Below are 26,145 nucleotides of genomic sequence, written 5' to 3'. Positions count from 1 at the left end.
ACCATAGTGGGTATTTTTGCCACAATACCTCGAAATGGTACATTAATAGATAGCTCACAATGCATTCCAAAAGAAAACAGATAAAGAATAAAAAAACTACTCAACATTAAATGTATAGTATATATCCATTTCCCCCTTGGGATGTATCACAACTCTTTCAAGTAACGTTCTAAACGCATGGTGTAAATTTTGACTATCGTTGCTCAACAATTCAAACGCCTGCTCTATGCTCTCGATTTTCTTCGTTGCATAACCCTGATTGGACAAATCAATTTGTTCATTTTCCAGATTTTTCATTTTCCAATCTAATTCATCACGTTTTTGTCTAAATTCTTCTTTGGTGATAATCTGCTCCAAATGCAGATCGATTAATTTCGTCCCTTTATTTTTGAGATCTTCGATTTCTTTTTTTATCACAGTGAGACGATCATGTTTTTGGCCTTGAAAGCTATCCTCAAATGAAAATTGGAGCATGTAGCTTTTTTCTAATAACTGTTTAATCAAAAATGCCTTTATATCCTCATATAATATCGGACTGTGATTTACACAACCAGCTTCTCCCATACGACGATATTTGCTGCATTTCATGTAACGATAGTCTTTTTTTTCTCCATTTGCAAGCAATCTCCACGATAACAAAGGAACTATACTTGACCCGCATTCGCTACATTTCAGAATCCCACGAAGATCATTCCAAACAGATATTTTCTTCTTCGTCTTGGTAAGATTGGAGTTCGCCTTCTCCCACCACTCACGACTAACAATAGGTTCATGATGTTCGTGAAAAATAATCCAGCGACTTTCCGGATTTTGTATTTGTTTCTTTTTTCCTTCTACTTTCATCGTGGTGTATCTATTTAGCACAAAATCCCCACAATATATACGATTCCGAATGATCGTTTGCACACTCGTTACTTGCCATTTCTGTATTTCTTTCGGTTTCAAGCTCAACTGATTTAACTTATGAGTGATCGCTTTAAATCCCAATCCTTCATTTACATACCAGTCAAAGATCATCCTCACAATTTCGGCTTCATCTTCCTTGATCTGCAATTTTCCGGCTTCACGAGTATAACCAAATGGTATCTTTCCGATATGTTCACCTCGTCTAACCTTAGCAGCCAGTGCAGATGATATACTCCCTGATAGCATTCTGCTGTAGTGATCTGCAAACATGGATGCCATTTCAAAGCTCATGTCGTTTTTTCCAGCAACATCGGAATCATAGCCTTCTTCAATCGATATAATTCGCACATTTCGAGATAAAAATATCTCTCTTATTTCCAAAGCATCCTTCAAATCCCTAGCAAGCCTGCTGATCGATTTGAACAACACCATATTGATTTCTTTTTTCTTTGCTTTCTCCAATAGTAATTGAATCGCTGGTCTGTCTTTGAAAATGGTTCCACTGATCCCTTCGTCCTTATACACGCTGTTTTCATTCCATATGTATCCCTGTCTCTCCAACCAATTGCGACATATATCAATTTGATTCTCAACAGAAGACACCTGTTCATCTCGATCAGTAGAAACACGAACATAACATGCATATTTTTCGTTCATTGTTCTATGCTCCCTTTACCTTACAACCTTAGAATTATAACTTGTTGCTTCATTTAAAAATCATGCTCCGTTTTCTTTGTTGGCAACTTTCAAACCTCTTCTTATCAGCTCTTGTATAACTTGTGATTGTATGGGAATCCCTTCTCTTTCTTGGTATTCCGCAATTTTCTTCAAAAAGCTCACAGGATAACACATGTTCACCATTTGAGATGGCTTTTCTATGTAAATAACTCTACTTGAGCAAAAATAAAAACAAATAATCCCAGCGAAGATATGCTTGGCTGTAGCGTCCTTTGTTGCTCTTTACAACAGACGCGGAAGACATGAATATCGAGCGGGTTTGGAATAAAATGTTAGTGAATTTCCTCAACTGGAGTAAATAATTATTTTCCGCTCTCTCCTTTTTGCTCAAGCCACACATTCAAAGCTTCTGTTACTGCTTTCTGTAGAGTAATCCCTTTTTTTGCACATTCCACCTTTAATTCTCTTATCATCTCTTCTTCAAGTCGAATACTAATTTGTTTCAACGACATGTCGTCACCTCTTAAATAGTATGGTAAATTATTATAATTCCAACTTATTGCATAGTTAGGTAGCATGTTATAATTATAGTATTATAACCCAATTTATGGAAATTCAAAAGTTTAGATCTAACTGGAGGTACACAACATGAAAAAACGAACAACACTGGACATTGTTGTCCTAGGGATCGTAGTAGTGATTGCATTAATCGTCGTCGCATTATCTTTTCAGAACACAACAAAGTTATCTAGAGGATTAGGGTTAAATCCATATCTAACAGCAGGACTTGTGGAGATACTCTTTGCGTCCTTGCTACTCATACGGGGAAGACAACGAGCTTTACAACGAAATGTCCCAATTTTTTTGGGAATTGGTTATTTCACCAGTTTAGGATTTGTGACAGCAGTAAATATGTATGGATTAGCACAGAAAAATTTAATAGTTGGCTCCGTTGTTGGGGTAGCCATAAGTGGAGCTATGTGGCTCATGGAGAATACGCTCGTATGGCTTTGGACAAGAAGCCACGAACCTCATGTGAAAAGTGTTAAAGAACGCTTAAAACAAGCTAAAAAAGATATCAACGAAGAGAAAATAATTCAGAAAATAGAGTGGATGAAATGGGAATCTCGTAAGCCGGACTTACGATTGATAAAAGAAGTTCGAAAATCAGAGGAGCAGCGTAAGGAGATAATAGAAGAAGGTCTTCCAGAGTATTTCAGAAGAGAACCAGAGTCATTACAAGAGATAGTTGTCACTCCCATAACGGATGATCAGAAGGAAGTACAAGAGACCCACGTCATACCGTTTAAGCGTCAAATCGGATTTTATCAAGAGAAGAAGAAACAAGATCATCTTTTTCAACCAAACACAGAGGCACGAAGCAAAGCTATACAAACAGCGAAAGAATTAACCGATGAGCTGGGAAGATTTCCAACATATAAAGAGATGAAAAATAAGGGAATAACAACGCATTATTCACGTATCGCACTCAAAACTATCAAAAACGGATAAACCCGCATAGACGTTGTGAGACGATGAAATACGAACAAGCAAAACGGTGATTTAATATGAGATACAACATAAACAAAGGCGGGAATCCCGCCTTTTTATTTATCTATCATGACCAGCAATCGAGTTCTTCCAGTTGATAATTTACAATTTTTAGGAGATAATACAAAAGGGTGAATTCCCAAAAAATTGTAATTGGAGATGTTTGAATGAAAAAGAGTATTTCCATTGTTTCCTCTGCTGTAGTGCTTGCTTGTTCGCTTATTCCAGCCGCTGCATTTGCTCACAACCATCACAAAAAACATCATTCTTGTGTAACGCTGTATGAGCATATTAATTTTAAAGGTCGATCCATCAAATTCTGCTCCGATGACAGTACACTAGTGGACAACAATTGGAATGACCTAGCGTCATCTGCAAAAGTTTCTGGTGGAGATGGAGTCGTATTATATGAGCACATCAATTACAAAGGTCAAAAATGGAAGCTGAAACCTGGAAATTACTCTGATTTCACCAAGAAAAAACTAGACAAGAATAGATCATGGAATGATGTTGTTTCCTCTCTCCATATTAGTAAATAGCAATAGAAAACACATGACCTCTGCACTTAGAGGTCATGTGTTTTTCATTTGTCTGATAAGTCCGTTCGTTCTCTAGTAGGGCCTCTTCTCAAATGGTTTCCCACTCGTCACTTGTTTTGCTAAGAGTAATACCAGTGCTTGATCTTTGGTTCCCAATTATTTGACAAAGAAATCAACTTTATTTGGTAAGACATTACTTAGATTATTTTGTTATTAAGACCCCCTATTTCGATTGTGACTTAGAAACCTTATCAACGATATAAATGATATAGCTTGAAGGTTCGTTGGCTTATTCGTCTCGATTTACTTTCCCAATAACTTTTCATGTATGATTTATGCTACTATCGTTTATATGATTAAACCATTAAAACAAAGGTGCTGAATATGGATAAACAAGAAGGTTTAAAAAGATTGCTCAATGAATTCAGCGAATGCCAAAAAGTACTAACTGCGGTTGGGGATGAAACACGTCAAGCCATTATAATTGCTCTAATTGAATGTGGTTGTGAACAAGGGATAAGGGTTGGTGAGATTACGAAAAAGACACACTTATCACGTCCAGCAGTATCACACCACTTAAAAGTGTTGAAAGATGCCAATATCATCGAAGTAGATCGAGTAGGTACAAAAAATTACTATTCCCTAAATGGAGCAAATAGTGCCATCTTTAAAGTGAAACGGCTTTTCGATAGCATTGAATTATTTATAACCGAAAGTTCAGGATAATTCTCCTGTTGATCAGGTATGAAAATCAAAATTCTTCTTATTAAAATAAAGTAAATAGAGAAGGGTGATATTGTGGTTGTACAGGAAACATCATTCAAGTTACGAAAGTTGGGGAATTCGGATTTAGAACTTTCCCCGCTCGGTCTCGGCTGTTGGCAATTTAGTAATGGAAATGGAATAGTAGGAAAGTTTTGGCCTGTGCTTCATCAGGAAGATGTGGTGCAAATTGTTCGGACAAGTTTACAAGGAGGTATTAATTGGTTCGATACTGCAGAAGTATACGGTAAAGGGCAATCGGAACAAATGCTTGCAAAAGCTTTAAAAGAAGTAGGAAGTTTAGCAGACAAAGCACATATTGCAACGAAATGGTGGCCTGTTTTTCGTACTGCTAAAAGTATTTCCAACACAATAGAAGAGCGGATGCAAATGCTTGATCATCGAACTATCCATCTTTATCAGATTCACCAGCCTTATTCTTTTTCTTCAGTAGCAAGCCAGATGAGAGAAATGGAAAAGCTGGTCAAACAAGGGAAGATAAAGAATGTAGGAGTGAGTAACTTTTCCGCAAAAAAAATGCGTGAAGCAGACCGTGTATTGCGAGAAAACGGATTACGACTAGTATCGAATCAAGTAAAATATAGTCTATTGGATCGGAGAATAGAACAAAATGATATATTGGATACAGCCAAAGAGCTTGGGGTCGCAATTATTGCTTGGTCACCGCTTGAGCAAGGCATTTTAAGTGGGAAGTTTCATAAAAATCCTGCACTTGTGAAGTCGCTTACTGGTCCGCGTAAATGGGCACCAGCATTCCAGCCATCAGGTTTGCAAAAGTCAAAACCCCTTATAGATACACTCGAAAATTTGGCACAAAAATATAATGCATCTCCCACACAGATTGCACTAAATTGGATGATTTATGCAAATGGTGAAACTGTATTTGCTATTCCTGGTGCATCGAAAGTTCATCATGCTGAGGAAAATGTTCAAGCGATGAGTTTTACTTTGAAACCCGAAGAGATTGATATGATTAATACAATCTCACTGGAAGTAGTGAAATCAAGAAGATAGTCCTTATTAACAAAAGGAAGAATGGTGCAAGAGCTGGTCTCTTATCGGTAATGACAGGTGAAGTAAGGAGCCGAGCGCTGAAGGCGCATCAACTCCTCTGGGTAGAACGGCCGACCAATCGGGGGCCTAAACCCCACAGAACCCGGCGTGTGGATTTTCCGCACCGGGCTTTTTTAATCTCTCCTTCTCCGTTTGGGGTCCCGCCATAAAGTTACCTTCCCTTTTAGGAAGTTACAGAAATAAACATCCATGTATTCTCACAGTTCGTTTATTTGATAGGTGTGCTTCGAAAAGGACTTAAAAACGACTTAGGAATTTTAGTTTCAAAACGTAGCAGGAGACCAGTTGTGGGATGTACAAACGACAAGACCTGAGCATGGAGTCCAAGTCGACCAATTGGTTTCATATGTGACCCATATTTCTTATCGCCTACTATGGAATGCCCTATATCTTGCATATGTACACGAATTTGATTTTTTCGTCCAGTATCGAGATTCACTTTCAATAAGGAAAAGCTTTGATTGGATTTAATTACTTTGTAATGTGTCACAGCGAGTTTCCCATCATTTGGACGAGGACTTGAATACGTTTTGAATGTTTTCGTCTCTTTCAACCAAGATGAAATAGTACCCTCCGATTTCTTTACCGATCCTTCAACAAGGGCAATATAAAGACGCTCCTGTACAATGTCTTTCCATGAATTTTGCATGATTTGCTGTACATCTTTGCTTTTGGCAAACATCATCACCCCAGATGTGTCTCGATCCAAACGATGCACGACAAAAATCCGGTTTTCAGGATTCCCTCTACGAACATGATCCATGAGCTGTCGATAGGCTGTTAATTCGTTTTCTTTAGAAGAAGAAACCGATAACAATCCAGCTTCCTTCTCAATTACGATGATATCCTCATCTTCATGTAAAATAATAACTCCTGCCATGAGTGGTGTATTTACAGTTTTTATCTTACGAATGGACACCGTTTGTCCAGGCTGTAGCGGAAAGTTGTATTTCGTCACGGCTTGATCGTTTACCAATACTTGTCCATGGCTCAATAGGGATTTAACGGAGTTCCGGCCAATATTTGATAAAGTATTCAATAAAAAAACAAGCAACTCCGTTGGTTCTTTAACTGTGTATCGTTTGATTAGAGCCTGAGTTTGATTTGTGTTGCTCTTTCTTTTCCTTTTATGCATACTGTTAACCTCTTTCTGTACAATTGAATACGGCTTATTTTAGCAAAGTTGTCTACGAAGCGATAGTAATTTTGAATACCACGGTTCGTACTGCTGCATCGACACGTAGGCGACCCATTCGTCACGCACATAGATTTATTCAAAAAAAGTGAAAAGCAGCTAAAAAAGAAAGTATATCTTTCATCAAAACTTCTAATGTGATTGATCCTGAGCTTTTCAAATAACAAAGATTATGTAATTACTCTTTGTGGAAATGCCTGTTTTAACATCTTATCCTAATCTCTGACAATAAAAAAACCCTTGAAATACAAAGGGTTTGGGTGATGGAGAATAGCAGGATCGAACCACTGACCTCTACACTGCCAGTGTAACTTACCATATGATTCAAGGTTATCTTAGTGTACATAAGTCAATCACTGTGCAGTGTTTCAAGGACACCTATGTTGGTTCATGTCTATTCATTAACCCTATACTTATATATGATAATTTTATACAGGAGAGAGAAGGATAGCGTATTAGCAAAGGTCAAAGAACGCTTTTCAGTAGTTCATACAGTTAACACGCAGATTACCATTCCTATCATCTCTAACTGGCTGTCCCCCTTTAAGCCTTCTCTTTCCTCGGTAACATGATAATAAAACTAGTTCCTATCCCTAGCTTACTCTCGACACGTATTTCTCCCCCATGTTCTTGCACAATCCATTTAGCAATAGATAATCCAAGTCCCGTCCCTGCGAGTGTTCTAGTTCGGGCTTTATCCCCACGATAAAAACGATCAAATATATATGGAAGATCCTCTTGGGAAATCCCAATCCCCGTGTCGGAAATCGATAAATTAACATAAGAACCAACCTTCTTAACAACCACCGTAACTATCCCTTGTTCCTTTGTGTACTTTAACGCATTATCTAGTAGTATGACAATTAATTGATGAAGGCGTTCTTTATCCCCAATCATTTCAATCGAAGATTCAATCGATGTTACGATCTTAATATTTTTAATCATAGCCATATCTTGGAACTGAGGAATAACATGACTTAATATGTTATCCAATTTAACGATCTGAAAATCCAATTGGATTTCACTAGAATCAGAACGAGCCAAAAGCAGTAGATCAGAAACCATCTTACTAATTCGATTTGTTTCATGAATTACTTCAGAAATATGTTCACTCTCTTGTTCAATTGTTCGGTTGGGATGGCGAAACAATCGCTCTAGATGTAACCGAATAACAGCCAGCGGTGTTCGTAACTCGTGAGAAGCATCTGCTACAAATTGTTGTTGTTTGTTCCACGCCAACTGAATGGGGATAAGCGAACGATTAGCCAAATAAAAACCAGCGCTGAATGCAATAGCAACACTTAATAATGCCCCTACTTCCATGACAATTAGTAAATGTCCCAATACTTCTTTTTCTGGCTGCATCGAATAAACGATTTGACCAGCTTTTATTCGACTCGTTTGTCCTTCGTTCTGAAATTTATCAGTAGGAATCATCAAAGTTCGATAATAATGACCATTCAAAATGATTGTTTGTGGTAGCTTTACTATGGATTTAGAATGTAATTTTTGCACCATCTCACTATCAAAGGCATCATTAGGAATTTGTTTTGCTAATTTCCCTCTACTATCCCAAAAAAGATAAAAGATTTGACTGTCTACTTCCCGTTCCGAATCTTTCTCAAGCAGTACTTTCGTCAAATGTTCCTGTTCGAGATGAATCATAGCAGCCTTTAATTCCTCATCTACCGAATGATATAACCGTTGTTGTGTATAGAGATACATAACTGCTCCGAAACCATTTAAAATAACCAAGAGAACCAGAGAATTAAAGAGGACAAGCCGGATTTTCGTTCGTTTAAACATCTTAATTCTCCTTCAACATATAACCAGCTCCACGGATCGTACGAATAACCTGCTCACAATCATGTAAAGATAACTTCTTTCGTAAATAGTGAATGTAGAGATCTACCACCGAATCACCTGCATCTGAATCAACACCCCATATTCGATTGAAAATTTGTTCCCGTGTCAAAATTTGTTCACGATTTTGAACCAGATACAGCAATAACTCAAATTCCTTTGTCGTTAAATTTAATCGACTATCACCGATATATGCATCCCGCTCATGAATGAATAGGGTAATAAGACCATACCTGAATTGACCTTCTACTTCCAATTTACCAGCTCTACGCAATAGGGAGCGAACTCTAGCCAGTAGTTCCTCTACTGCAAAAGGTTTGACAAGATAATCATCTGCACCAGCATTTAAGCCTTGTACTTTTGACTCGATGCTATCTTTAGCTGTTAAAAATAGAGTTGGTGTGTTATTTGACTTAGCCTTCAACTTTTTTAGCATGGTAAGTCCACTCATTTGAGGCAGCATAATATCAAAAACAAATAGATCATGTATTCCTAATTCTGCCACCACTAATCCTTCATTCCCTGTTGTAGCTGTATCTACTTCAAAGGATTCATCTTCCAGTACTGTTCTGACGACCTTGAGTAATGGAAGATCGTCTTCTACTACCAATATTCGCATAATCACTACTCCTTTTAAGCTTCAAAAAGAACAGTCGGTCAAAGTGCCCGACTTTCCTTACCAATTAAATTCAGCACTAGTATTTGGTCTATTGGATACATCCTGATATTCCTTTGATGATGTTTTTCGAACAAGAGACCGCTTTTCTGATTGTTTTCTGGATTTTTTCCAAGCTGTCCACACATTCGCTACAAGTAATCCGATCAATGGAAAGGTTAATCCACCAAACTTAGCATAAATCGAAACGCTCACGATAGCAGCAATCATGCCGAACCACATCTGATCTACATCTTTTGCAGGTGACGTAGGTGGATCAGTTAGCATGAAAAATGCCAAGAACAGTGCTGTGTTGATATAAGGTACACGAAAAGCAGCACTTGCATTTTCTATGTGGAGTGAACCCATTAAAAATAGTAACAAGAAATAAACACCCAAGAAAACAAAAACCTGTATAAATTTGTGTACCCGTTTGGTTACCAAATAGCCCACTATGAGCAAAATAACCACAAAGATAACAGGCAATGTTGATAAACTACCCCACCAACTTTGTTCCGTTGAAAAAAACACAGAAGAGACTAATAATCCAAAGGCGGCTGGATTAAAGATAAGTCTTTTCTTTATCTTTACTAAATGTTTAGAAGCTAGAGCTACAATAGTTGTAAACGCGATCAAGTACCATGGAACCGTCGTACCTAACACAAGCGCAATGATAAGCCCCGTTATAGTAGCTCCATCTGGATAAATTCGTTTATGTTGTTGCCAAATCCCAAATATGATTTCTAAAATAATAGCTATTACAACCGCTAGCCCTGCATGGATAAAAGCACTAGTATTTTTGGTATAAATACCTGCTATCATCATCAGAATAGACAAAATAAGCAGCACATATCCCTTCGGTGTTTTGAAGACATTGGGCTGTCGTTTCTTTTGTTGTTGACGAATGCGGTCACTTCGTTTTCCTATTGTATTCATAGCAAATAAGCCTCCATCCCCTTCGTCATGTGTACATCTAACGATGGCGTGATTAGGACACCATCTAGCCCAACTTGTTCTAGTAGAGCTAGACCAATATTTGGTCCCAGTAAAAAAGCTGCAGTAGAAAAAGCATCTGCCATCATCGCAAATGGAGCTAAAACGGTACAACTTACAAGTGCCGACGAAGATTCTCCACTCTGTGGAAGAATCAAATGATGTATCTGTTTCTGCAACGGGCTAACCCGTTCATAACTTCCAGAGGTACAAATAGCAGCATCAGATAAGCAAAAGGAGCAGATCGTTTCCATTTTATTTAGCGGATGTTGAATACCAATCACCCAAGGTTTTACTCGCTCATTTTGCCCTCCTGCATATATATCTCCACCAGCATCAATTACAAATCCTTCAAATCGGCTTAGTTCTTTTGCCGCAAGATCAACTGCTAATCCTTTTGCTACTGCTCCTAGATCTAAGACAAGTGGCTTTTGGAGGCATACTGTTCGTGTCTCTTTATTTAGAATAATATCTTGGTAACAAACTGAATTTGCAAAAGAATTGCCAGAGTCTATTATTTCTCCTGTAAGATAATGGCGCTGAAATCCATATGTTTCTAGCTGACGGCCTATGGTAGGGTCAAAAACACCATGGGTGAGATCTGCCACTTCCCAGCTAAAACGTAACACCTCAAATAATAGGTCACTTACCTTTACTGGCGTTCCTACTTGACTGATTAGACACATCAATTCACTTTGATGATCAAATCGACTACATACATCTTCTACTAAACGAAATTTATCAAATGCACGAATCATGCTCTCATCCACTTCATCTTCTGACCGAGCAGTAGTCACCTTAAGAGATACAACCGTATCCATATACAGGGAGGATCTCATCCTTTTTTTGGTCATCGCTGATTCCTCCTTATGTGTTTTGAGCTTTTTGTAATGCTTCTTTTATTGCTGCATGAAAATCCTCTGAACTTAAAGTTGCGCCGGTGACAAAGTCAACATTAGAGCTTTGACGTTGAACTACTTGCTGAGGTAAACCATCAATATCACTTTGTGGATAAGAAGTAGTACTGTTGGTAATTTCAACTGATGAAATCTTGCTATTTTTAATCGTTACTGCTACTTCTACAGATCCGATAGAATTACTTCCTGACCCATTATAAGTACCATCTCGATATTTTCCTTGTTTTTTAGTAGTGGAACTAACTTGTGAACTATTATTTTGCTGATAGGGATTATTTATATTTTTATTTTGTTGGTGCATAACGTAAGATTGTGTTTCCAAAGAGTTCTGTTTTGCAGATGTCTCCGTTACTATATATCCAGCTGAATAGATAAGTCCAATCGCAGTCGAACACAAAAGGACAAGCTTATTTCCCATTTTAACTGCCATCATATCCGCCCCTTGTTTAGCTTGATTCAGAAATATGTTCAAGTATACAAGGCAAACATTTGAATTATCTTTGAGATACCTTTTACTTGAATTAGAAAGATGCGCCAGTGCGGGTATCAATCTGGCCCAAGTACCTGAAAGGTGGTCGAATTGAGAATACGGATTCGTGTAAAACATCTTGACATTTAAGTGGGATGGAACAAGATGGACTTAGTTCTGATTTGGGGATTATTTTGTTTTAGCTTGAAGGATATGGTAATACTTAAAAATGAATGAATCGCTGAGAAAAGGTGAATTTATGGATAACAAAACAACACATTCACATGAAGAAAAACATTTTATGGCTTCCGAAGTCGTTCGAGATGTTGTCATCGGTATGGCCGATGGTCTCACTGTACCATTTGCACTTGCAGCAGGTTTATCTGGTACTCTCTCAACCACATCTCTTGTTGTTGTAGCTGGATTAGCAGAAATTGCCGCTGGTTCTATCGCAATGGGACTCGGTGGATATTTGGCAGCCCGTACAGAAAGAGAACATTATTTTTCTGAATTGGAGAGGGAAAAAAGGGAAATTATCGATCTTCCGGATCAAGAAAAACAAGAAGTAGCTGATATTTTAAATGAATGGGGTTTGGAAGAAAAATCGGTTCAATCAGCTGTTGAAACTATCAGTAGCGATGAGAAACGTTGGGTTGATTTTATGATGAAATATGAATTGGGATTAGAAGAGCCAGACCCAAAACGAGCAAGCAAAAGTTCTTTTACTATTGGAATGTCTTATATTATTGGCGGAATTATTCCATTAGCTCCATATATGTTCCTTCGCAATAACTTGGTTGCGTTAACCGTTTCCGTGATCTTGACGTTGATTGCCCTTTTCGTCTTTGGTTTTATCAAAGGGAGATTGACTGGGGCAAGTGCGATAAAAAGTGCTTTTCAAACAACCTTAGTAGGTGGATTAGCAGCCGGTATCGCTTTCCTTGTAGCAAGGTTGATCGCCTAACTGGGGTGTCGGGTAGGTCAGGTTCCATTATATTGTTAAATCGTCCCTCAATCGCCGGTTACTAGTTCTGTTCCTACTATTGAACGAAAATGCACTCTCCGGAGATCCAATATTGATATTATTGTTATATTTAGTTTTTTTAAAAATAAGTAATGGTGAAGGAGAAAGTTGTAAAGGAGAAGAAATATGATTCTCTCTAAATTTGTAGATAGACTTCCCATTCTTCCTGTTTTAAAACCTGTCCGGAAAGATTGGTATCACTCCTATTACGAAGTAAATATGGCAGAATTTAAGCAATCCCTTCATAGTGAGTTACAAGATACAACCATTTGGGGATATGAAAACAGTTGTCCTGGACCAACCATTGAAGTGGAAAGTGGAGAAAAAGTATTTATTAAATGGATCAATAATCTTCCCAAGAAGCATCTTTTTCCAATAGACCATACGGTACATGGTGCCCAATTAGATGTACCAGATGTAAGAACAGTAGTACATGTCCATGGGGCAAGCGTTGAACCGGAAAGCGATGGTCATCCAGAAGCTTGGTTTACACAGGGATTTAAACAAGTTGGTGCATATTATACAAAGAAAGTATATCAATATGATAATTACATGAGAGCTTGTACCCTCTGGTATCATGATCATACACTTGGGATCACGCGACTCAATCTATATGCAGGGTTGGCAGGATATTACTTAGTAAGAGATCAAAATGAACGCTCCTTACATTTACCATGTGGAAAGTATGAAATTCCGCTTATGATACAAGACAAATCTTTTCATCAAGATGGTTCTCTTTATTACCCTAAGCAACCAAAAAAACCAGTTCCAGAATTAGAAACATCAATCGTTCCTGAATTTGTAGGAAAAACAAATCTTGTGAATGGAAAAGTATGGCCATATTTAGAAGTAGAACCTCGTAGATATCGATTTAGGTTGTTAAATGCATCGAACTCTCGCTTTTATCGACTTAAACTGGATTCGAAGCAACTTCTATATCAAATCGGGACGGATGGAGGATTGATGGAATACCCAATAGGAGTCCAAGAAATTATGTTGGCTCCTGCAGAACGAGCAGATGTCATCATAGATTTTGCCAATCAAGAGGGGAAAAATATTATCATGACAAATGATGCTCCCGCTCCTTTTCCTGGCGGCGATTTGCCAAATCCAGATACAGTAGGTACTGTGATGCAATTTCGAGTAACCCTCCCTCTTTCTAGTATTGATACAAGTGTAATACCGTCCCATCTGTCATCTTTTCACAAATTAAGAAAAAGATCAGTTTGCAAAATCAGATATTTGACATTAAATAATATTATGGATACGTACGGTCGTGAGTTTATGTTATTAGATCGTAAAAGATGGAATGATCCCATAACAGAAGATCCAAAATTAGAGTCAACTGAAATATGGTCTCTAGTCAACTTAACGAACGATTCACATCCTATTCATCTTCACTTAATTGATTTTCAAATAATAGACCGAAGAAGTTTTGATGTGGAAAAATATAAAAAGGAGAAAGTGATTCATTACACTGGTCCACCGATCACACCTGAACCACAAGAAAGAGGTTGGAAGGATACAGTTAGAGCGAATCCTAAACAGGTAACGCGAATAATCATGAAATTTGGTCCTTATACCGGTCTATATGTGTGGCATTGTCATATTCTTGAGCATGAGGATTATGAAATGATGCGACCGTATGTCGTTATCCAATAGAACTATACCTTCTGCCTACTAATTAGCCAAAAGGCTGCATTTCCCTACATTATAAATCAAAAAGATGTAACAGCAACAAATGCCATTACATCTTTTCTTGATAGAGAGAATTTAGGCGGGGTGACCTTCCCGCATCTCCTAACTCCTAACAGTGGACGACGGCTTCCATGTTAGCGAGTTTACATAAATCGAGTAATCATTATTTATAAGTTTGCATCATTTTATTTAAAATATCATAAACCAATGGAAAAGTAATGAAATTATCAACATCTCGAAAATGACCGCCCTTCTCAACAGGATGAAATGATGCATCCAATTGTTTTGATAACTTTTTAGTTAGTTCGAAAGGACACATATAATCATCTTTTGCGGCAATAACAGCACGTGAATTAGTTACAGAAATTATTTTTCTATAATCCACTTTTTTCGCTGTAAAAGGATCTAGTGTAGGAAAGGATGCTAATGGTTCAGAAAAGCCAGATACAAGAATAAAGCCTCCAAAGTTTGTTAATGGATCTAGTCCATCTAAATAGTTCAATAGTGTAATACACGCTAAACTATGTGTTACAAAATAAGTGTTGGTATCTAAGAACTTTATTTCATCAGCTAATGCCCTCACCCATTCTTCTTTCTTTGGGTCAGACGAGTTTGGCATATGAAGAACCGAAGCTTGATTACCATCTGCTACTAATTTTTCTTTTAACCATGGGAACCAATGTTTAGCTGGTGAAGCATAACCTCCATGTATAATATAAACTTGTTTTTTCATTACTACTCTCCTAATCGTCTATTTATATATAACTTCAAATGCGCAACTTCATAACATTGTTCAAATCCGCTTAATATTTAAAGGATTCAAGTAGGTACCTACAACAAGTGAAAGCATTGATTTTCTAATTTAAATATGGTTTTCAATATATTTATTTTCATGAACATCATATATTAAACAACAATTACTCAAAGAGCCTAATGTGAAAACAACTTATTACTAAACTGTGATGACAGTTGACGTATGTTGAAATATATTGAATACGAATCATCGCTTGATTTCCATTTTCATCAATAAAAACTATCCCTGGCTAATTGATCAGGGATAGTTTTTATTGAATTATTCGATTTTATATAGATTTCTTTACTTGCGGATATTATTTTGCAATCACTTCATATTCCAAAGTAAGGACTTCCAAACCAAATATCCAAAGCCGGTGGGTCATTTGTATTCTACCATATTCATCAATCCAGATGATGAGATTTTCATTATAAGGTATACGAATAGAAAAGTTTTTTGTCATGAGATAATGACCCTCATCGCCACCGCCGCCTCTTCTCGGTATAGAAGTTACTCGGAGAGATCCATTTATACCATGCTCCAGTTGATAGATTGTCGCACGATTGTATTTCGGTATTGGCATCGTGAAGTGCATATAACGTTGTCCATTATGTTTATGATCAGACCAAATACCCACAATGTAAGTCTCCAGTGTGTCCTTAAAGCTACAAATCCAAGCATTTAATTTCCTATTCCAATATTGCTCATGGTTAATAATACTAATAATTTTGCTGTTTAGCGATCTTACACCCTCATCATTAGATGGGATATTTGCTTGTTGTATTTTATTTGAATATAGTTTAAGACATTTTTCCAACAGCCAAGAACTTTTGGACCAGTTGGCTTGAATGGTAACATCATATAATGATGTATTTTCAGCAAAAGATATTACTTTTGGATGCAGTAGATCTATAATAAAATCATTTCTTTTGAACTTTTCTAGCTTAGTTACAATACCAGCATGAGAAGCGATACTATCTTGGTATCCATTTCGTTCTAAGAAATCGGAACCAATAAATGATCCTCCATTTATATTCGTTTGAGGAAGCTGATATAAGTTGATTTGCTCTATCGGTTTTTGGTAATACCACCCAAATGTTCCCAATGCAAATGCAAAAGCAATTGGAATGTCATGATACCATAGCCACTGTCCTGTATGTATCCATGTATGTCCTTGTAATTGGAATATACCTTCTATAATAGAAAAAATAGAGGTTGCTACTAATATAATTGCAGATAATTGAATACAAAGACTGGTAATCGAATTCTTTTTTTCCATACAGAAAACAAAAAAACTATAAGCAATGATGCATAAAGTATAAATCCATAATCCTGCGTTTTGGACCCAGGGATTGTTTATGATACCGATTCCAATAATGAGAGGGCTTATAATTGTACCATTAACAGCCCAGCGGAAAGCATTTCCAAGTTTTAGATCAATGGGAAGTACCCTTCCTGTCAATCCTACGAAGAATGTAGAAAAGAAAGCAGTAAAATAAAGATGGACAGTGGTGTTTAAATAATGATATGAGATGATAGGATCGGTAGAAAAGCAATAGATGCTGAGTGTAATTCCACCAATGAAAGCATATAGAAAACTTGCATCAACAGCATTCTCTTCAAGCTGATACCAGCCACGTTCCATAAAACGTCTAACTCCATAACCAAATAAAACAAATGTATAGATTGTCCAAATTAATGAAAATATTTCAGAGTAAACGCTTCCAGCAGGAAATAACAATGCAATTCCAATGGTTATTGCAAAATACGGATAACTTTTCAACAGTAAAGTATGATAACGTGAGCTATTTCCATTTCTTTTAACAGTGGGGACAAGTGAAATCGAAGTGGGTACCAAAAGAAAAATGTAAAATAACAGGATCATTTCCAAGCTTGACACCATTGTAATGCTTATTAACCAGAAAAGGGTAGAAATCAGTAAATTTCTAAATAAATAATTTTTCATTTTATACAGATTCCTTATCTTTTTTCCGAATAGTTTACCATAATTAACAAGAAGTTGATACATAATTAATAAATCAAGGTGCATTTCTACTTGTCTATTTTATTTCAGTTGTTTGAATTGAAAGCCTTCCTATCGATTCAAACAGCTTTGTCATGATGTTTCCTCCTTGATTATACCCATTACCTTTGCTAAAATAGGAATAATTTTCAATTTTTGTAATTTGCATTCTATGAGGTGAAACAATTGGATAACTTAAAACAAAATAAAACCAGACTACAACAATTGCTTGATCTTCCCGAAACTTTAGATAAAGAAGATATCAATCGAACTGCTTCAGAATCTAAAGATGATCCAACTGAGAACCAATCTATATTTGATTACTTAGACTTGTAGAACTACTTGATCTTGCCGAATGTTTTCGAAGAATATTAGTGGTAATGGAATTTTATGAATTCCGTGTCCCGCCAAATCTTCCTAGAGGATCAATCCGCCAATAAATCATTTAGAAAATTCTTGGCTTACTATTTCTGGATCATGCCATTTCATACATTATCCTTCCTCTGCTTGTCCAAATCTCTAACAAAAAAGGGGCTAACCACTCCCCACACGTTTTTTGGGCTCTTGTGTAATCCAACTTACAAACCTTGCAGGGTGCATATTGTTTTGTTCGAAATACGGAGCAAATGCTTCATAGAAAGCTTGTTTGATATCTTTTGTTCCGTATATTTCCTTGCCTACGCTTAGTTTGGACTTCTTCAAACTAATCACCCCTTCCATTCAATGTATGCAGACATTCAATGCATAAAAGCATGTCTTATTTAAAATTTGCATCGAATAGAGCAGAAAGAATATTCAGACTTTTAATAACTGGCTTTTCCTACAAAATGATTTAGGTTTAGCAAAAATCCAACAAAGATCATCGCAGATAGGAAAAAGAAAGACAGCTTAATTGAACACGGGGTGAAAGCAGTTCAGCTGGAAAATATCTCAATAGAAAAGTTCGGAAAAGATATCTGTATCTCTGGATATCCCATAAAAAAAGTAAATAAAACGATTTTAAACCAATGCAAAGGTTGTTTATCCTCAACATTGGTTTTTTACTACTCCAAAAGAAATTTATTGTACTTTATCACAATATTCCTGACAAAAAACAACAGGATATCCTTTATGAAATTGATTTTATCGAATTTACACATTATTCGTTTTATATTATGATATTGAAAATGGAATAAATAATAATAAGAGAGGTTATTGTAATGAAAAAATTTATGATGTCAGTTTTTTCACTAGTATTACTAGGTAGTATTCTATTTCCCTTTCCATCCTTTGCTGCGTCAAAATCTTGTATCACTCTGTATCAACATATCAACTTTAAAGGAAAGTCAAAAACATTTTGCAATAACGTGAAAGATTTAAGAACATATAATTTTGATAACATAACTTCTTCACTTAAAACTACTAAACACAAAGGAATAAAGCTATTTCAATACCCTAATTATAAAGGAGATTATATAATTTTAGAAAAAGCTTCTGGAAACTCAAAAGCCCCTAATCTAAAAGAATTCGGATGGAACGATAAAATCTCATCATTTTATTTCATTAAATAACTGTGATAAAAACAAACCATGGTTATTTTATGATACCTGTTTAGCCATAACTAAGAATATGCCCAAAAACACCATTTTTGATCAAGTGAAAGGTGAGGTAAGGGAGCCAAACGACGAAGGCAAATACCTGATGAAGCGGAATTGGAGCCTAGATGAGTTATTAGAACGTTTTGGATTAGATATTATCTGGTATAGGATACTGGGGAATATGAGAAAATAAAGAAGTGTTAAATACTCGTCCTTTTATATGGGGTGAATGATGTCTGATCTATTAGAAACTACTATAAGAACCATATTATCTGTATTCTTACTCATGATAAGCATTCATATAGTTGGAAAACAACTCATTTCTCGTATGACCTATTTACATTATATTACTAGTATCTCTTTAGGTTCAATTGCAGCTAACCTCGCTTTTGAAACAAATCTCAACTTTTTTAATCTAACCGTTTCTTTTGTCATCTTTGTAGTCATTTCTGTTCTGTTGTCTCATCTTTCCTTAAAGAGTCGTACTTTAAAAAAATGGATTATTGGAAAACCTATTATCCTTATCGATAAAGGAAAAATTCTTGAAAAAAATCTATCTAAAATCAATATGAGCTTAGAAGTTTTGACTGAAAATCTAAGAAAAAAAGATATTTTTGATATGAATGAGGTAGAATGCGCAGTGCTGGAAATGGATGGTGGACTATCCGTTTTAAAAAAATCCATGTATCTTCCAGTAACTAGAAAAGATCTAGCATTGCAAAAATCTGACCTTTCCTATCCAATAGAATTGATTGTAGATGGAGAAGTCATATTCGAAAATTTAACAGGAAAAAATCTGACAATGAAGTGGTTAGAAAAAGAGTTGGTTAAACGAAAATTGGTACACCAAGATGTCAATTACATGATACTTGGTACAAATAATCAACTGTATATTGATCTATATCAAGATCACTTAAATTAACCGGGATGAAATATACGTTGCGAATAATGGAGAAAATTCCGCTCATAACATTAGAATAGTCAAAGCAGATAAACTCACAAAGGAACATGAGACATTACTAAAGAAGGGATAGCTTAATGGCTATCCCTTAATTTTCTATCGACTCCCGATAAATAAATTTGTTGTCTGTTTTTAATGAGTGTATTCGTCGCTTTTGTACTCCAAAATATCACTTGGCTTACAATCCAGAGTCTTACATATCGCTCCTAATGTTGAAAAACGAACCGCTCTTGCTTTCCCATTTTTCAGAATAGAAAGATTCGTCATAGTAATCCCAACCCTCTCCGAAAGCTCCGTTACGCTCATTTTTCGTTTTGCTAACATCACATCAATATTAATAATAATAGTCATATCCTCCACCTCAGACCGTCAAATCATTTTCTGATTTTATGTTAATCGCTTCTTGTAGAAGCCGTTGAAGGATGGCAGCAAAAACGGCGACAACCAACGAAGCAAAAATGATGATGAATCCCAATAATCCAATAGGAGGGTCAACTTTCTTCGCTATATAATGAAAGAGCGGCAAGCCTAATACGTAAAAACCACTGATTGTAATCGCACAGCACTTTATGTTCTTCAACGCCTTTACAGATAATTCCGAGAACGCCGTGTTCTCGTCAATGTACCGTAAAAGATTGAAAGCCTGATAGAGAGCAAAGTAAAAAGGCACAGCCGCTCCATACATCACGATGAAAACGAGATATTTCATTGGGGCAATATTTGGATACAATTTTGCTGCGAAATTCGCCATATTGGGCACTAAAAATATACATAAAGTAAGAACCAGTAGTCCTATAATAAAAACAGCTATTTTTAAAAACAATGTAGTGACTTCTCTCAAAATAAACACCTCACTTATTTTTATGACAACATGATTTTAGCACGTAATTTATCGTTCTACAATAAATTAATATCGCTTTTTATTAAGTTATTATTGTTATTGAAATATACTTATAATTTAGACAAAAATAAAAAACGTGAATCCTTGTGTGAATTTACGTTAAAAATGTATTGTGAAATTGATTTACCCCAAAAGAGAACCCGCAAGAATTATATCCCCTATCTTTCTTCTATAATTTATTAAAGGTTTTTCCTTATACCCAAGGACAGGAAAGCAGAACATGAAATCGAGTGAAGACCAAGCTAAGGACTATGCCAGTGGTACACGCGAGCTTCTTGGGATCGTTTCCAACTTTCCTGGTTCCGAAAACCATCCCGCTGTCACCAAAGCGATGAATGTTCTCGACGAACACAAGGGGATCACTCTCGCAGAGGCACATGACAAGGGAGATCAGAGTCAAAATTGACCAATCTTCATCCCACAAGACGGATTCACTATCTCTTGGTATCCACCACTGAGACGGTGAAACAGTCGCCTATTTTTTGGCTCTTTTACCTTTTATCAGCTACAACCATAAACACAAACTCCAAATTGTTTGTATCATTTTGCAAAAGGTACATATGACATTACTGATGTGGTTGCGAACGGTTTTCTCACTGATAAACAATTGACCGGCGATGTCTTTGGTGGTCTTATCTACAACCATACATTTATCACTAACTAAGAAATCACAGGGAGATAAGTGTATAAAATGCGTATATTTAATTTCATCTTTGGTGCTCTGCTTTTCGCAGCAGCTATCTATTTGTCATATTGGCATACATATGACCTTCTGGAACGAGGATCATATTTAAGTTATTCCGCCCATGTGGGCACATTTTTAGGAGAGGGAATTTTTGCATTAGGCACCATTAATATTTTCCACTCCAAAATCAAACGGATCATAGTGAGATGGTATTCTGCTCCACGAATTGCATTGTATGCTGGTGTGGGCATTGTAGGATATTCGAACATATCATCTGGATTTGGAAAAGGTGGAGAAGCAATTGGAATTGGTGTAGCTATTCCGATTTTAATGCTAATAGCGGAAGCGGTTGTCAGTCATTCTTTACAAGCCGGATTAAACGAGAAACGGACACCTACAGACAGTTCAGACACTCATACACTTTCGGAAACGGACAGCAGCACAAACACTCGGACACTGTCCGACTCGAACATCATGGACTACCAAACAAGAAACTATTTCAGACACACAGACAATCCACTTCGGACAGTCCGGACAGTAAAAAAGAAAGTGTCCAGACGAACAACCAGACGCTATTATTTTAACGGACACTTTCTCGGACAAACCAGTCCGGACAGCACAGAAGATGCGGACGGACACCTCGGACACTCGGAAACGAACACTAATCATACAGCCAGCCAGATAGTAGAAAATATAAGCCTTCGGACACTCAGACAGACAAAAACAGACAGTTCGGACAAAAATAAATTCCAGACAGTTTCGGACACTCAAACACTGGAGCAAACAGAGAACAAAACGGACACTTTAAAAATTCCGGACACTCCGGACACCATCAACGGACAGACACTCCAGACAGAAAACAGGCACCGGACACCTCGGACAAGAATAGCAAATCGAATTAATTATTTACTTGATGAAGAAGACACCACAGAAGACTTCTTGGACATTGACGAACATACTTACCAAACAGCTATTCAATATATAAAAACAAAAGGCAAACGTCCTTCCATCCGAGGTCTAATGGATATTGCAGGCGTAAAAAAGAACCGAGCAGAAAAGGCAATCAAAAGAGTGAAGGCTGAACAAATGGTATGAGATACTATAAAGACCAACATACCTTAGTAGAGGAAGAAGAAATTGAGTTGGACACAGACTATGGGAATTATCTTGCAGTTGTAGCTGTAGAGACGATGGTATTTCCAAGTCGAATATCCCGAAAGAAATATATCACGATATATGAGACGGAAGATGAAAGTGAGGATGAAGAAGAGGAAAAATGCTTCTGGAGAAAATTGTGGAGCATATTGAAAACAAACCATCCCATTCTCCCACGCACTCTCGTTCCAGATGAGATACAAATGAATGATGCCATTCATGATTGGATTATTGCTTGGGAACTTCCCAAGCATCAGATCGAACAAGCAAAACAAGGCGGGAAAAAATTAAAGATTAATTATGACAAAGAACTCGAAAAAAGAACCGAGAAAGCGAAATTGAAGGTATTGCGGTATGAGCCACCAGATATAGATTCATGGAATCAACCACAACATAACGACATCGATTTAGATAGAACTTTCCCAGAGAAGAAATACAAAAGAGGGATGCATCCTAACTCCCAAGCTCATCTAAAACAAAATCAGAAAACAAGTTAACCCCTATTTTCTTTCTTTTCATTCTATTTTAATATAAAATAAAAATCGAATTTACGGAAAACAGGGAGAGAATGAAGTGAACGAAAAAACATCCGACAAACCTCAGACTGTATATGGTAACCACACTGAAATCAAAATGAATTTATATGATTTCCGTTTAGTGATTGCCGATCGTGAAGATAATAATATTGAGCATGGCGTCTCAGTGGTAATGAGTCCTCAACATTTTAAAGCAGTCGCTCAACTAATGCTAATCAAAGTAAAACAATATGAAGAAATCTTTGGTACAATCAGCTTAAATATCAATGAAGAAGCAGCTAAAAGAGCTAAAATCATTGAGGAAAACACAAATGAATGAAAAAGATGATATAATATTTATAACATCAGATCCATTCCAACGATCAGTGCAATTAAAATCTACAACGTGGAACATGCACGTGACCAATGGAGATCATAATCGGCTCGAACTTATCGAACAGGAAAACGTTGTGAAATCGCTTATTGAAGATCCATCATACATTCTAAAAAGCGCGAAACATGACAACCGAGAAGAATATATTGATATTGTACACAATCCACTTCTAGACAAACTTAAGTATTTAAAAGCAGTTGTTGAATATACTGAGGACATAGGAGATGTCTGTACAATCTTCGTTCAATCACAGTTCAAAGATATTGTAGATGGGAGGATTATCTATGAACGCCAGAGAAAATCAAAAAATGAATTATGATAAAGATCATGACGTTCTTTATGTTTTTCTTGGCGAACCTAGATTGGGATATGAGGATGAAATATATCCTGGTATTTATCTCCGAAAAGCCGATGATACAGATGAAGTAATTGGAGCTATCATTATGGACTACCAAAGAATAAACAAAAGATTTGTTCCAGATTTTGTTCCATTCGATATAAATTTTAACTAAGGCGGGAATGTCTCGCCTTTTTTCTTTTTATCCCCCTCCTCCCTTCTCTCTCGGAGGTATCGATTTACCGAAACGTTTCGGTATTTCGGCTTTCGGTAGTCGATGGGGGAGGGGGTAATATTAGCTAACCTCCCCTACCGATAAAAGTAAGCAAAAAGACTGGAACGTTTCGGAGTTCTGGTTCTTTCGATATTTCGGAATCCAACTGAGTTACTCCTTCAACTTCGCAACCATCAATCCATCTCCTATGGGCAATAAAATAGATTCCAATTCATTATGTGCTGCTACTTTTTGATTGAATAAACGAATTGCTTCTGTATTTTTTGATTGATCACTTGAGTCAAGAATTCGTTTACCCCAGAGTACATTATCCGCTAAAATCACTGCGCCAGGGGCAGATAATTCTAAAATCTTATCCAAATACTGTGGATAGTTTACTTTATCCGCATCAATAAAAAACAAATCGAACTGCACATTGTACTTCTTTAAATAATCCAACGTTTGCATGGCTTCCCCTGTCACATATTGAATCCTTTTCTCTAAATTAGCTTTCTGTGCATTCGACTTTGCCAATTCTACCAAAGATGAACGAATTTCAATCGAAGTAATCGTACCATCAGAATGTTGTAAACCTCGTGCGAGCCAGAGGGAGCTGTACCCAGCGAGAGATCCGATCTCCAAAACACGCTTAGCACCTGAAATTTTGACCAACATATACAACGTTTTGGCTACAATAGGCGAAACAAGATTAGCTGATACATCCATTTTCTGTAGTTCATCAACAATCTCTTTTCGCATCACTTCATCTTGCACAAAAAGGGTCTCAACATACTCTTCCACATCCATCACTAGGAAACTCCTCTCATCCACATCTTCTGTCTGCTCATCTCAACCCAATAAGCAGATTTTTCATACTGTCCTCGCTTATAGTAAGCAACAGCCAACATCTTTCTTACTTCTCGTAGCTTGTCGATTGATGTGCTATTTTCGTTTATTTGCTCTGCTTCTAACAATACTTGAATTGCATCTTCAGATTTTCCAGTCTGCAATAAAACGTATCCATATTTGGACAAAGCCTCTGCCAGTGATCCTCTATGAATTTGCTTACTTAGCTCTACTGCTTTTTGAAAAATGTCAACCGACTGCGACCAATCCTTTGTTAAACTATAGTACAGAGCTAGATTCTCAATAATCTGCATACTATAGCGTCCTACCATGCTTTCTTCAACATCAAGCCTATCAATTGAAACATTCGATACATTATCCCAAGCTTCATGTATGAGAACTCCAGCTGTTGATAAATCGCCATTTTTTAAAAAATGCAGTGCTTCCAAGTTCGCAATGAGTCCGTTAAGAAATAGGGTGTTGATGGGGTTGTTCGTTTTCTTACCGTATTCATTGGAGGCTTCTTTTACGCACTTTAATGACGACTCAATCATTGTTGTATTACTATCCAAACGCTTTATCTCAGCTACAGCAATCCGGAAATATGTCATAAACCAATGGTATACATCTTCCCACAAATCAATCGAACGACGATATAACTCACGACAACGTATATCACGTCGTTGCGCGAATAAATTTCCACACGTCGTTAGCAAAGATGCTGTTTGCTCTGTCTGTGGTAATTGATTCATGTGTTGGACCACTTGATCGGCAATTTGATCCGCATCTGACCAACTTCCCAACACATCTACGTAATACATCATAATTCGATGCAACAATGAAGGCTGTTGGATATGTTTCTTCACAAACCTACTAAAATCAAATGATTGATCATATGTTCCAACACCAAAGAACGTGAAAAGGTCATTCGTGATACAGTCTTGATTCTTGACAACTGAACGAATCTCATGGGGAGAACTCTTGAAAAATGTAATCGCATTTTCGATAAAAAAATGGCTAGGTTCTTCAATACGTCTCAATCCAAGATCGGAAATATAACTGGTATCCATCAAGTTAGGAAGCTTCTTTTTCCGTAACAATCTTTGAACAAACAACGGATGACATTCACTTTTCCTAATAGGTAAATTTTCGATTAAATATTTGGCTATCTGTAGTCCAGGTATTTCATGTCTTAAAAAAGATAAATCTTTCATCCAAATCAACTCCTTTAAAAACGAACCAGAAGATAAAGAAACTTATCTTCTGGTTCAATTACTTATTATTTGGGGGCATGCTCCCAGTCATGGTCGAGTTTTTTGGTGAAATTTACTACATCATCCATTTCAAGTTGAATTTGAGAGATGATATTTGCCAACTCCTCTTGACTCATGTGCCCTCA

Annotated in this window: 30 protein-coding genes and 1 pseudogene; 15 read left to right on the top strand and 16 right to left on the bottom strand. The window is 36.8% G+C overall.

The window, feature by feature from the left end; all coding sequences use genetic code 11:
* Positions 1 to 96 precede the first annotated feature (96 nt).
* Together AC5WOE_RS19225 and AC5WOE_RS19220 are read right to left on the bottom strand one after the other, a co-directional pair.
* Positions 97 to 1,563, bottom strand: a complete 1,467-nt coding sequence (locus AC5WOE_RS19225; protein WP_496053275.1) for a recombinase family protein — start codon at positions 1,561 to 1,563, stop codon at positions 97 to 99.
* Positions 1,564 to 1,946: 383 nt separating this feature from the next.
* Complete coding sequence (locus AC5WOE_RS19220) at positions 1,947 to 2,096, bottom strand: hypothetical protein (protein WP_496053274.1); 150 nt, start codon at positions 2,094 to 2,096, stop codon at positions 1,947 to 1,949.
* A 136-nt stretch (positions 2,097 to 2,232) separates the two neighbouring features.
* Here AC5WOE_RS19220 and AC5WOE_RS19215 point away from each other — a divergent pair, with 136 nt between their 5' ends.
* The 4 genes from AC5WOE_RS19215 to AC5WOE_RS19200 all read left to right on the top strand — a co-directional run bounded on the left by AC5WOE_RS19215 (position 2,233) and on the right by AC5WOE_RS19200 (position 5,471).
* Entirely contained in the window at positions 2,233 to 3,096 is an 864-nt protein-coding gene (locus tag AC5WOE_RS19215; protein ID WP_496053273.1) for a hypothetical protein, read from the top strand.
* A gap of 206 nt (positions 3,097 to 3,302) precedes the next feature.
* Positions 3,303 to 3,674, top strand: a complete 372-nt coding sequence (locus tag AC5WOE_RS19210) for a beta/gamma crystallin family protein (RefSeq protein WP_496049282.1) — start codon at positions 3,303 to 3,305, stop codon at positions 3,672 to 3,674.
* A 384-nt stretch (positions 3,675 to 4,058) separates the two neighbouring features.
* A complete protein-coding gene (locus AC5WOE_RS19205; RefSeq protein WP_496049283.1) occupies positions 4,059 to 4,400 on the top strand; it encodes an ArsR/SmtB family transcription factor in 342 nt (113 codons plus the stop codon).
* Between the two features lie 72 nt (positions 4,401 to 4,472).
* Complete coding sequence (locus AC5WOE_RS19200; RefSeq protein WP_496049284.1) at positions 4,473 to 5,471, top strand: aldo/keto reductase; 999 nt, start codon at positions 4,473 to 4,475, stop codon at positions 5,469 to 5,471.
* Between the two features lie 268 nt (positions 5,472 to 5,739).
* On the opposite strand, the gene AC5WOE_RS19195 is transcribed toward AC5WOE_RS19200, so the two are convergent.
* From AC5WOE_RS19195 to AC5WOE_RS19170, 6 genes are all read right to left on the bottom strand, one after another.
* Positions 5,740 to 6,666 (bottom strand): RluA family pseudouridine synthase, encoded by a 927-nt coding sequence (locus AC5WOE_RS19195; protein WP_496053272.1) that lies wholly within the window; start codon positions 6,664 to 6,666, stop codon positions 5,740 to 5,742.
* 603 nt (positions 6,667 to 7,269) lie between these two features.
* Positions 7,270 to 8,532 carry a sensor histidine kinase gene (locus tag AC5WOE_RS19190; RefSeq protein ID WP_496053271.1) on the bottom strand — a complete coding sequence of 421 codons (1,263 nt, stop codon included), beginning with the start codon at positions 8,530 to 8,532 and terminating at the stop codon, positions 7,270 to 7,272.
* Position 8,533: 1 nt separating this feature from the next.
* Entirely contained in the window at positions 8,534 to 9,208 is a 675-nt protein-coding gene (locus tag AC5WOE_RS19185; RefSeq protein WP_496053270.1) for a response regulator transcription factor, read from the bottom strand.
* A 57-nt stretch (positions 9,209 to 9,265) separates the two neighbouring features.
* Positions 9,266 to 10,180 carry an RnfABCDGE type electron transport complex subunit D gene (locus AC5WOE_RS19180; RefSeq protein ID WP_496053269.1) on the bottom strand — a complete coding sequence of 305 codons (915 nt, stop codon included), beginning with the start codon at positions 10,178 to 10,180 and terminating at the stop codon, positions 9,266 to 9,268.
* Positions 10,177 to 11,091, bottom strand: coding sequence for an FAD:protein FMN transferase (locus AC5WOE_RS19175; RefSeq protein WP_496049289.1), 915 nt, complete (start codon positions 11,089 to 11,091; stop codon positions 10,177 to 10,179). The genes AC5WOE_RS19180 and AC5WOE_RS19175 overlap by 4 nt, the downstream gene beginning before the upstream one ends.
* Before the next feature lie 13 nt (positions 11,092 to 11,104).
* Complete coding sequence (locus AC5WOE_RS19170; RefSeq protein ID WP_496053268.1) at positions 11,105 to 11,584, bottom strand: FMN-binding protein; 480 nt, start codon at positions 11,582 to 11,584, stop codon at positions 11,105 to 11,107.
* A 298-nt stretch (positions 11,585 to 11,882) separates the two neighbouring features.
* Here AC5WOE_RS19170 and AC5WOE_RS19165 point away from each other — a divergent pair, with 298 nt between their 5' ends.
* Both AC5WOE_RS19165 and AC5WOE_RS19160 read left to right on the top strand, forming a co-directional pair.
* On the top strand, positions 11,883 to 12,587 hold the full coding sequence (locus AC5WOE_RS19165) for a VIT1/CCC1 transporter family protein (RefSeq protein WP_496049291.1): 705 nt from the start codon (positions 11,883 to 11,885) through the stop codon (positions 12,585 to 12,587).
* 186 nt (positions 12,588 to 12,773) lie between these two features.
* On the top strand, positions 12,774 to 14,309 hold the full coding sequence (locus AC5WOE_RS19160) for a multicopper oxidase family protein (RefSeq protein WP_496053267.1): 1,536 nt from the start codon (positions 12,774 to 12,776) through the stop codon (positions 14,307 to 14,309).
* Between the two features lie 199 nt (positions 14,310 to 14,508).
* On the opposite strand, the gene AC5WOE_RS19155 is transcribed toward AC5WOE_RS19160, so the two are convergent.
* The gene (locus AC5WOE_RS19155) at positions 14,509 to 15,078 is read right to left on the bottom strand and encodes an RBBP9/YdeN family alpha/beta hydrolase (RefSeq protein ID WP_496049293.1); all 570 of its coding nucleotides are present in this window, start codon (positions 15,076 to 15,078) and stop codon (positions 14,509 to 14,511) included.
* Between the two features lie 376 nt (positions 15,079 to 15,454).
* Positions 15,455 to 17,104, bottom strand: a complete 1,650-nt coding sequence (locus AC5WOE_RS19150) for a YndJ family transporter (protein ID WP_496053266.1) — start codon at positions 17,102 to 17,104, stop codon at positions 15,455 to 15,457.
* A 243-nt stretch (positions 17,105 to 17,347) separates the two neighbouring features.
* Between AC5WOE_RS19150 and AC5WOE_RS19145 the strand changes: the two genes are divergently transcribed.
* Positions 17,348 to 17,497, top strand: a complete 150-nt coding sequence (locus AC5WOE_RS19145) for a hypothetical protein (RefSeq protein ID WP_496049294.1) — start codon at positions 17,348 to 17,350, stop codon at positions 17,495 to 17,497.
* A 198-nt stretch (positions 17,498 to 17,695) separates the two neighbouring features.
* Here AC5WOE_RS19145 and AC5WOE_RS19140 read toward each other — a convergent pair whose 3' ends face one another.
* Positions 17,696 to 17,863 carry a hypothetical protein gene (locus tag AC5WOE_RS19140; RefSeq protein ID WP_496049295.1) on the bottom strand — a complete coding sequence of 56 codons (168 nt, stop codon included), beginning with the start codon at positions 17,861 to 17,863 and terminating at the stop codon, positions 17,696 to 17,698.
* Between the two features lie 497 nt (positions 17,864 to 18,360).
* Between AC5WOE_RS19140 and AC5WOE_RS19135 the strand changes: the two genes are divergently transcribed.
* Positions 18,361 to 18,711, top strand: coding sequence for a beta/gamma crystallin-related protein (locus AC5WOE_RS19135; RefSeq protein ID WP_496049296.1), 351 nt, complete (start codon positions 18,361 to 18,363; stop codon positions 18,709 to 18,711).
* Between the two features lie 259 nt (positions 18,712 to 18,970).
* Positions 18,971 to 19,660 (top strand): DUF421 domain-containing protein, encoded by a 690-nt coding sequence (locus tag AC5WOE_RS19130; RefSeq protein ID WP_496053265.1) that lies wholly within the window; start codon positions 18,971 to 18,973, stop codon positions 19,658 to 19,660.
* Positions 19,661 to 19,831: 171 nt separating this feature from the next.
* Here the strand turns inward: AC5WOE_RS19130 and AC5WOE_RS19125 are convergent, their stop codons facing one another.
* The gene (locus AC5WOE_RS19125; RefSeq protein WP_496053264.1) at positions 19,832 to 20,050 is read right to left on the bottom strand and encodes a helix-turn-helix domain-containing protein; all 219 of its coding nucleotides are present in this window, start codon (positions 20,048 to 20,050) and stop codon (positions 19,832 to 19,834) included.
* A gap of 10 nt (positions 20,051 to 20,060) precedes the next feature.
* The gene (locus AC5WOE_RS19120) at positions 20,061 to 20,540 is read right to left on the bottom strand and encodes a DUF2975 domain-containing protein (protein ID WP_496049299.1); all 480 of its coding nucleotides are present in this window, start codon (positions 20,538 to 20,540) and stop codon (positions 20,061 to 20,063) included.
* Positions 20,541 to 20,820: 280 nt separating this feature from the next.
* Here AC5WOE_RS19120 and AC5WOE_RS19115 point away from each other — a divergent pair, with 280 nt between their 5' ends.
* Positions 20,821 to 21,006, top strand: a complete 186-nt coding sequence (locus AC5WOE_RS19115; RefSeq protein WP_496053263.1) for a hypothetical protein — start codon at positions 20,821 to 20,823, stop codon at positions 21,004 to 21,006.
* Between the two features lie 99 nt (positions 21,007 to 21,105).
* On the opposite strand, the pseudogene AC5WOE_RS19110 reads toward AC5WOE_RS19115, so the two are convergent.
* Positions 21,106 to 21,246: pseudogene (locus AC5WOE_RS19110) on the bottom strand (LuxR C-terminal-related transcriptional regulator); the annotation flags it as partial.
* Between the two features lie 45 nt (positions 21,247 to 21,291).
* Between AC5WOE_RS19110 and AC5WOE_RS19105 the strand changes: the two are divergent.
* The 5 genes from AC5WOE_RS19105 to AC5WOE_RS19085 all read left to right on the top strand — a co-directional run bounded on the left by AC5WOE_RS19105 (position 21,292) and on the right by AC5WOE_RS19085 (position 23,861).
* The gene (locus tag AC5WOE_RS19105) at positions 21,292 to 22,380 is read left to right on the top strand and encodes a hypothetical protein (RefSeq protein ID WP_496053262.1); all 1,089 of its coding nucleotides are present in this window, start codon (positions 21,292 to 21,294) and stop codon (positions 22,378 to 22,380) included.
* Positions 22,377 to 22,937 carry a hypothetical protein gene (locus tag AC5WOE_RS19100; RefSeq protein ID WP_496053261.1) on the top strand — a complete coding sequence of 187 codons (561 nt, stop codon included), beginning with the start codon at positions 22,377 to 22,379 and terminating at the stop codon, positions 22,935 to 22,937. The genes AC5WOE_RS19105 and AC5WOE_RS19100 overlap by 4 nt, the downstream gene beginning before the upstream one ends.
* Positions 22,938 to 23,013: 76 nt before the next feature.
* Positions 23,014 to 23,295, top strand: coding sequence for a DUF3467 domain-containing protein (locus tag AC5WOE_RS19095; protein ID WP_496053260.1), 282 nt, complete (start codon positions 23,014 to 23,016; stop codon positions 23,293 to 23,295).
* The gene (locus AC5WOE_RS19090) at positions 23,288 to 23,668 is read left to right on the top strand and encodes a hypothetical protein (RefSeq protein ID WP_496053259.1); all 381 of its coding nucleotides are present in this window, start codon (positions 23,288 to 23,290) and stop codon (positions 23,666 to 23,668) included. The genes AC5WOE_RS19095 and AC5WOE_RS19090 overlap by 8 nt, the downstream gene beginning before the upstream one ends.
* Entirely contained in the window at positions 23,634 to 23,861 is a 228-nt protein-coding gene (locus AC5WOE_RS19085) for a DUF2283 domain-containing protein (RefSeq protein ID WP_496053258.1), read from the top strand. The genes AC5WOE_RS19090 and AC5WOE_RS19085 overlap by 35 nt, the downstream gene beginning before the upstream one ends.
* Positions 23,862 to 24,071: 210 nt before the next feature.
* Here AC5WOE_RS19085 and AC5WOE_RS19080 read toward each other — a convergent pair whose 3' ends face one another.
* A complete protein-coding gene (locus AC5WOE_RS19080) occupies positions 24,072 to 24,707 on the bottom strand; it encodes an O-methyltransferase (RefSeq protein WP_496053257.1) in 636 nt (211 codons plus the stop codon).
* Positions 24,708 to 24,709: 2 nt separating this feature from the next.
* Positions 24,710 to 25,960, bottom strand: coding sequence for a tetratricopeptide repeat protein (locus tag AC5WOE_RS19075; protein ID WP_496053256.1), 1,251 nt, complete (start codon positions 25,958 to 25,960; stop codon positions 24,710 to 24,712).
* Between the last annotated feature and the right edge of the window lie 185 nt (positions 25,961 to 26,145).

The sequence above is a fragment of the Shimazuella sp. NTD248 genome (assembly GCF_059510395.1).
The sequence above is the reverse complement of the archived record's forward strand: the minus strand, read 5'-3'. Positions and strand labels throughout refer to the sequence as shown.